Genomic DNA, 5156 nt, shown 5'->3' on the forward strand with positions numbered 1-5156 from the left:
AAACTCAATCCCAACAAGACGATCAACACATAAGTCCTCGTAGGTGGACTCCAACGCGTTACGCGCGCTGTCGAGGTGTTTCTGCGCGACGCCGATGAACAAGCAGTCGATGACCGTGAGCTGGGCGAGCCGGCTGGACATCGCCCCCGACCGGAACGTGGTCTCCCGAGCGGCCGTGGTCAGCACATGGTCGGCGACCTCGGAGATGGGGGAGCTGGGGAAGTTCGTCAGCGCCACGGTCGTCGCGCCGCGCTCCCGCGCCACCCGAAGCGCCTCCACGGTGTCCGCGGTGGCGCCGGTGTGCGAGATGCCGAAGGCGACATCGCCCTCGGACAGCACGGCGGCGGAGGTCAGCATGATGTGGGTGTCGCTCCACGCGAAGCAGACCCGGCCGATGCGGTGCAGCTTCTGCTGCAGGTCGGCGGCGACGAACGCGCTGGCGCCGACACCGTAGACGTCGACCCGGCCGGCCGAGGCCAGCGCGTCGACAACTGTCTGGAGGACCTCGGTGTCGAGCTGCGCGGCGGTCTCCTCGACCGCACGCGCGTCGGCGAAGGTGACCTTGCCGACGACCGTGGCGATGTCGTCGTCGGGGGAGATCTCGCCCCCCAGGTCACGCTCCGCGTGCGCCTCGGAACGGGCGGTGTCCGCGGCCAGGGCGATCCGCAGCTCGGGGTAGCCGCCGACGCCGATGGCCTTGCAGAAACGGGTGACGGTCGTCTCGCTGGTACCCGCCGCCTCGGCCACCTCGGTGATGCTGCGGCGCGCCACGGTGGACGGGCTGTCGAGGACAACCTTCGCGACGCGCTGCTCGGCGCGGGCCAGACCGGGCAGAAGAGACCGGATTCGGACCAGCGGACTTGACTCAGTGTGTTGTGTGGTCATGGCACTCGCGCTCACGTGGGAAACTTACTAACAGGCGTATGGAAACGACAAGGTGGCGAGCGTCGTCTGTAGACAACGCTACCTAAGTCCGGGCAAAACTTCAGGGTGCGGTTCTGTTGGGTGCAACATCGGAATCGACGATGTCCCACACCTTGTTAGCGCCCCGCGCCGAACTTCACCCTCATCGTGATCTACGTTGCCAGCCTTCTGGGTGGAGTTTGTAAGGTTCTTTCTCACCGTTGAGGAGTGTCCGACCACGTTGCGTGACTTCGATCTCATCGAGGTTCACACCGCGCCCGGTGTAGCGAGCGTCGGTAACGAACCGCCAGCGCAGCGTGATCTCCGCTGCGTAAGGTAATTGAGCCTCGGCCCGCCACCACGTTCGGTGCCCGTTGCCGGAGAGCGAATCGACCACTCCGTCCGGTGCGCCGTGGCCCCGGACCGAGAGTGGCACCACCGCCCACGTAACTCCATCGGTGCTTGCCTCGAATACCAGCCGATCCGTGCGCTCCGTGTCCACAAAGACGCCGAAGTTCACCCGAACGGGTCCAGTTGGGTGAAGCTCGACCGTCGTCAGCGACGCTGCGGAGGCGTCTCCCAGGCCTGAGTACCAGGAGTCCCGACCTTCAAGTGGTCTGACCGCGAGTGCCTTCGCCAGACCTGTGCACAGCGTCTCCCGCGCGATGTTGATCGAGCCCCGGTTGCGGTTCGGGTGCACGCGGTTGGTCAGCAGGATCGCGAACGACCGCGATGCCGGGTCGATGACCACGTCGGTGCCCGTGAAGCCGGTGTGCCCGGCCGTGCGCGGTCCGGCCAGCCCACCCATGTACCACATCTGGTTCAGCTCGAACCCCAACCCGTGGTCCTGACCTGGGAAGTTGGCGTTGTGGTTGGTCAGCATCGCCGTGACCGTCTCGGGCCGCAGGATCCGCTTGCCCTTGTACGTGCCGCCGTTGAGGATCGTCTGGGCGAGGATGGCCATGTCGTTGGCCGTCGAGAACACGCCGGCGTGCCCCGCGACCCCGCCGAGCGACCAGGAGTTCTCGTCGTGCACGGAGCCGCGGACCATGCCGCGTGGCGGCGCGGCCTCGTACTCCGTGGCCGCGATCCGGTCCAGCTTCGAGGCCGGCGGGTTGTAGCCGGTGTCGACCATGCCCAGCGGCCCGGTGATCCGCTCGGCCACCACCTGGTCCAGCTTCTTGCCGGTCAGCCGTTCGACCATCACGCCGAGGGTGATGAGGTTCAGGTCGGAGTACTCGTAGACCGTGCCCGGCGGGTTGTGCGGCGCGAGGTCCATCACGGCCTTGATCCGCGACGGGATGTCCGGGTAGTCACGCCACAGCGGGATCCACGACACCAGCCCGGAGGTGTGCGTGAGCAGCTGCGCGACGGTGATCGACTCCTTGCCGTTCACCCCGAACTCCGGCAGGTAGGTCGCGACCGGACTGGCCGTGTCGACCTTGCCGGCCTCGACCAGCTGCATCACCGCGATCGAGGTGAACAGCTTCGACACCGAGGCCATGTCGAAGATCGTGTCGGGCCGCATCGGGACCTTCTGGTCCTCGGGTAACTCCGTGCCGGCGGCGTCGGCGTAGCGGACCGCGTACCCGGCCTGGTGCCGGCTGACCACGACGCCGTCGTGCGCCAGCAGGGTGACCGCGCCCGAGTACAGCGGCACGGTCAGCTTCGGGTCGTAGTTCTTCGTGGTCCATCCGTCGATCTTGCTGAGGGCCGCGTCGATGGGCGCCGGGTCGAGACCGGCGGACTCCGGCGAGCCGTTCCGCAGGACGGCGTGTGCGTATCCCGTCTGCGGCTGGTCGAACCGCCCGTGCGTCGAACCGTGGGGCGCGGCGGCGCTCAGGCCGGCTCCCGCGGTCATGACCAGCACCGATACCAGAACTGTGACCCGCGCGACTCTGGACATGGCCCCCTCTTCACCGGTAGATCAGGTATTTCTCCCGTAGCTTCGCGAACGCGGCCAGCTCCTCGCGCCACGCGTCCGTCACCTGCTCGACGCTCGCACCGGCGTCCACCATCGTGCGTAACCGGGCCGAGCCGGACAGCTTGTCGATGTAGTTGTCCGACCGCCACGCGAACACGTCCGGGTGAACTTGCTTGGCGGTGACGAGCATGGTGACAGCCGTGCGAATCGCCTGGAGGCGCCGCTCGTCGGTGATGTGCACCTGCACGCCACCGCATGTCTGGTTGACCCACTTGTTGAACGTCGGCACGAAGTACGCCTCGCGGAACCGCACCCCGGGCAGCTTCGCCCGGTTGAGCGCCTCCGCCCAGCGCCAGTCGACCCCGGGCGCACCGATGATCTCGAACGGCCGGGTGGTGCCGCGGCCCTCGGAGAAGACGGTGCCCTCGAACAGGCATGTGCCGGGGTAGAGGAGCGCGGTCTCCGAGGTCGGCACGTTCGGGCTCGGCATGATCCAGGGCAGGCCCGTGTCGGAGAACAGGTCGTCGCGGCGCCAGCCCTTGAGCTTGACCACCTCGAGGCTCCTCAGCCGCCCGCCCGCGTCGGCCTGCAGGAACTCGCCGTCGTACAGCCTGGCCAGCTCACCCATCGTCATGCCGTGCTGCTGCGCGATCGGCTTCTTGCCGACGCCCGACGAGAACGCCGGGTCCAGCACCGGCCCGTACGGCCGGCCGCCGACCGGGTTGGGCCGGTCGAGCACCACGACGTCGATACCGGTCAGCACCGCGGCGTGCATGGCGTTGTAGAGCGACCAGATGTAGGTGTAGAAGCGGGCGCCGGCGTCCGCGATGTCGAACACCAGCAGGTCGATGCCGGCCCTGGTGAACTGGTCGGCGATCCGCGCGGCGGTGAGCGTGTAGGTGTCGAACACCGGGACCTGCGTGCGCGGGTCCAGGTAGTTGCCCTCGGAGCCGCCAGCCTGGGCCGTGCCGCGGAACCCGTGCTCGGGACCGAACACGGCGGTCGGCCGCACACCGGCGGCCACCATCGAGTCGATGATGTGCGTCTCGTCGCGCAGCACACCCGTCGGGTTGGTCAGCACGCCCACCTTGCGACCGCGGAACTTGGCCCACCTCGCGGCGGCCAGGGTGTCGGCGCCGGGCGTCGTGCCGCGTTGGCCGCCGCCGCCCGGACCGGCACCGCGTGGCTCCGCGGCGGCGGCACCGGTGGTGACCAGCGGGGCGGCCATGGCCGAGGCCATGAGGAAGTTTCGGCGGTCCATGCCGCGACGGTCCTTGCTCACCATGTCAGTCCGGTCCCGAAGGGGTAGAGGGTGGTCGTCGTGCCGCCGACCGGGATGTCCACGGGCAGCTTGCCGGCGGGGTGGATCTCGCCGAGCAGGACCTTGGCCAGCGACTCCATGGACATCGCGCGCCAGCTGTAGGTGGCGACCCAGGTCGGCGCGTCGACGTAACCCGCGTCGTACGGGATCTGCGACGCGACCGCGATCACGGGTTTGCCGGTGGCGAGCAGCGCGGACACCAGGTTCCGCTGGTTGACCCGGTCCTTCAGGTTGTTGGTCAGGACGATCACCAGGTCGGACGTGTTGGCTGCCGCCACCGCGCCGTTGATCGTCGCGGCGCTGGGGCTCGAGCCGGTGGCCAGGGCCGTGGCCGTGGCGCCGCGCCGGTTGAGGCTGTCGGCGAGCCACTGGGGGCTGCGGGCCGTGGACACCGTGTCGCCGATGCCCGTGACCAGCACCTTGCCCGGGTTGCCGGGCAGCGGCAGGAGCCCGGCGTTGTTGCGCACGACGGTCGTGGTGCGGTCGCTGATCTGCTGGATCGCGGCGACGTGGTCGGAGGTGCCGACCCGCTGGGTGATCTTGCTCTCGTCGGCGAACGGCGCGATCAGGATGCCGCGCTTGACCTTGAGCGTGAGGATCCGCAGCACGCTGGAGTCGATCCGCTTCTCGGTCAACCGGCCGCTGCGCACGGCCGCCTTGACCGAGTCGAGCGCGAGCTGCAGGTGCGGCGGCATCAGGAGCTGGTCGACGCCCGCCTCGAGCGCCATCACCGGGATCTCGGCCTCGGGGAAGACGTTGGCGCCGCCCATGCCCAGGGAGTCGGTGACGATCACGCCGCGGTACTTGAGCTCGTTGCGCAGCAGGTCGGTCATGATGTGCCTGGACAGCGTGGCCGGCACGCCGGACGGGTCGAGGCTGGGCACCTGGATGTGCGCGGTCATGATCGAGTCGATGCCGGCGGCGATGGCGGCCTTGAACGGCGGCAGGTCGATGGCGCGCCACTGGGCCTCGGTACGCCCGATGTTCGGCAGGCCGGTGTGGCTGTCG

General features: G+C 68.7%; 4 protein-coding genes. All 4 read right to left on the bottom strand.

Features of this window, described 5'->3' with window-relative positions:
- A partial coding sequence (locus ACJ73U_RS46050) for a MurR/RpiR family transcriptional regulator (protein ID WP_407784131.1) occupies positions 1-885 on the bottom strand: 885 nt, incomplete at its 3' end.
- A gap of 181 nt (positions 886-1066) precedes the next feature.
- Entirely contained in the window at positions 1067-2809 is a 1743-nt protein-coding gene (locus ACJ73U_RS46055) for a serine hydrolase (protein WP_407784132.1), read from the bottom strand.
- Between the two features lie 10 nt (positions 2810-2819).
- Positions 2820-4088, bottom strand: a complete 1269-nt coding sequence (locus ACJ73U_RS46060; RefSeq protein WP_407784133.1) for an exo-beta-N-acetylmuramidase NamZ domain-containing protein — start codon at positions 4086-4088, stop codon at positions 2820-2822.
- A 17-nt stretch (positions 4089-4105) separates the two neighbouring features.
- Positions 4106-5156, bottom strand: a 1051-nt coding sequence (locus tag ACJ73U_RS46065; RefSeq protein WP_407784134.1) for a glycoside hydrolase family 3 protein, incomplete at its 5' end; no start/stop codon positions are given.

Source organism: Actinophytocola sp. (genome assembly GCF_045807065.1).
Taxonomy (GTDB): Bacteria; Actinomycetota; Actinomycetes; order Mycobacteriales; family Pseudonocardiaceae; genus Actinophytocola.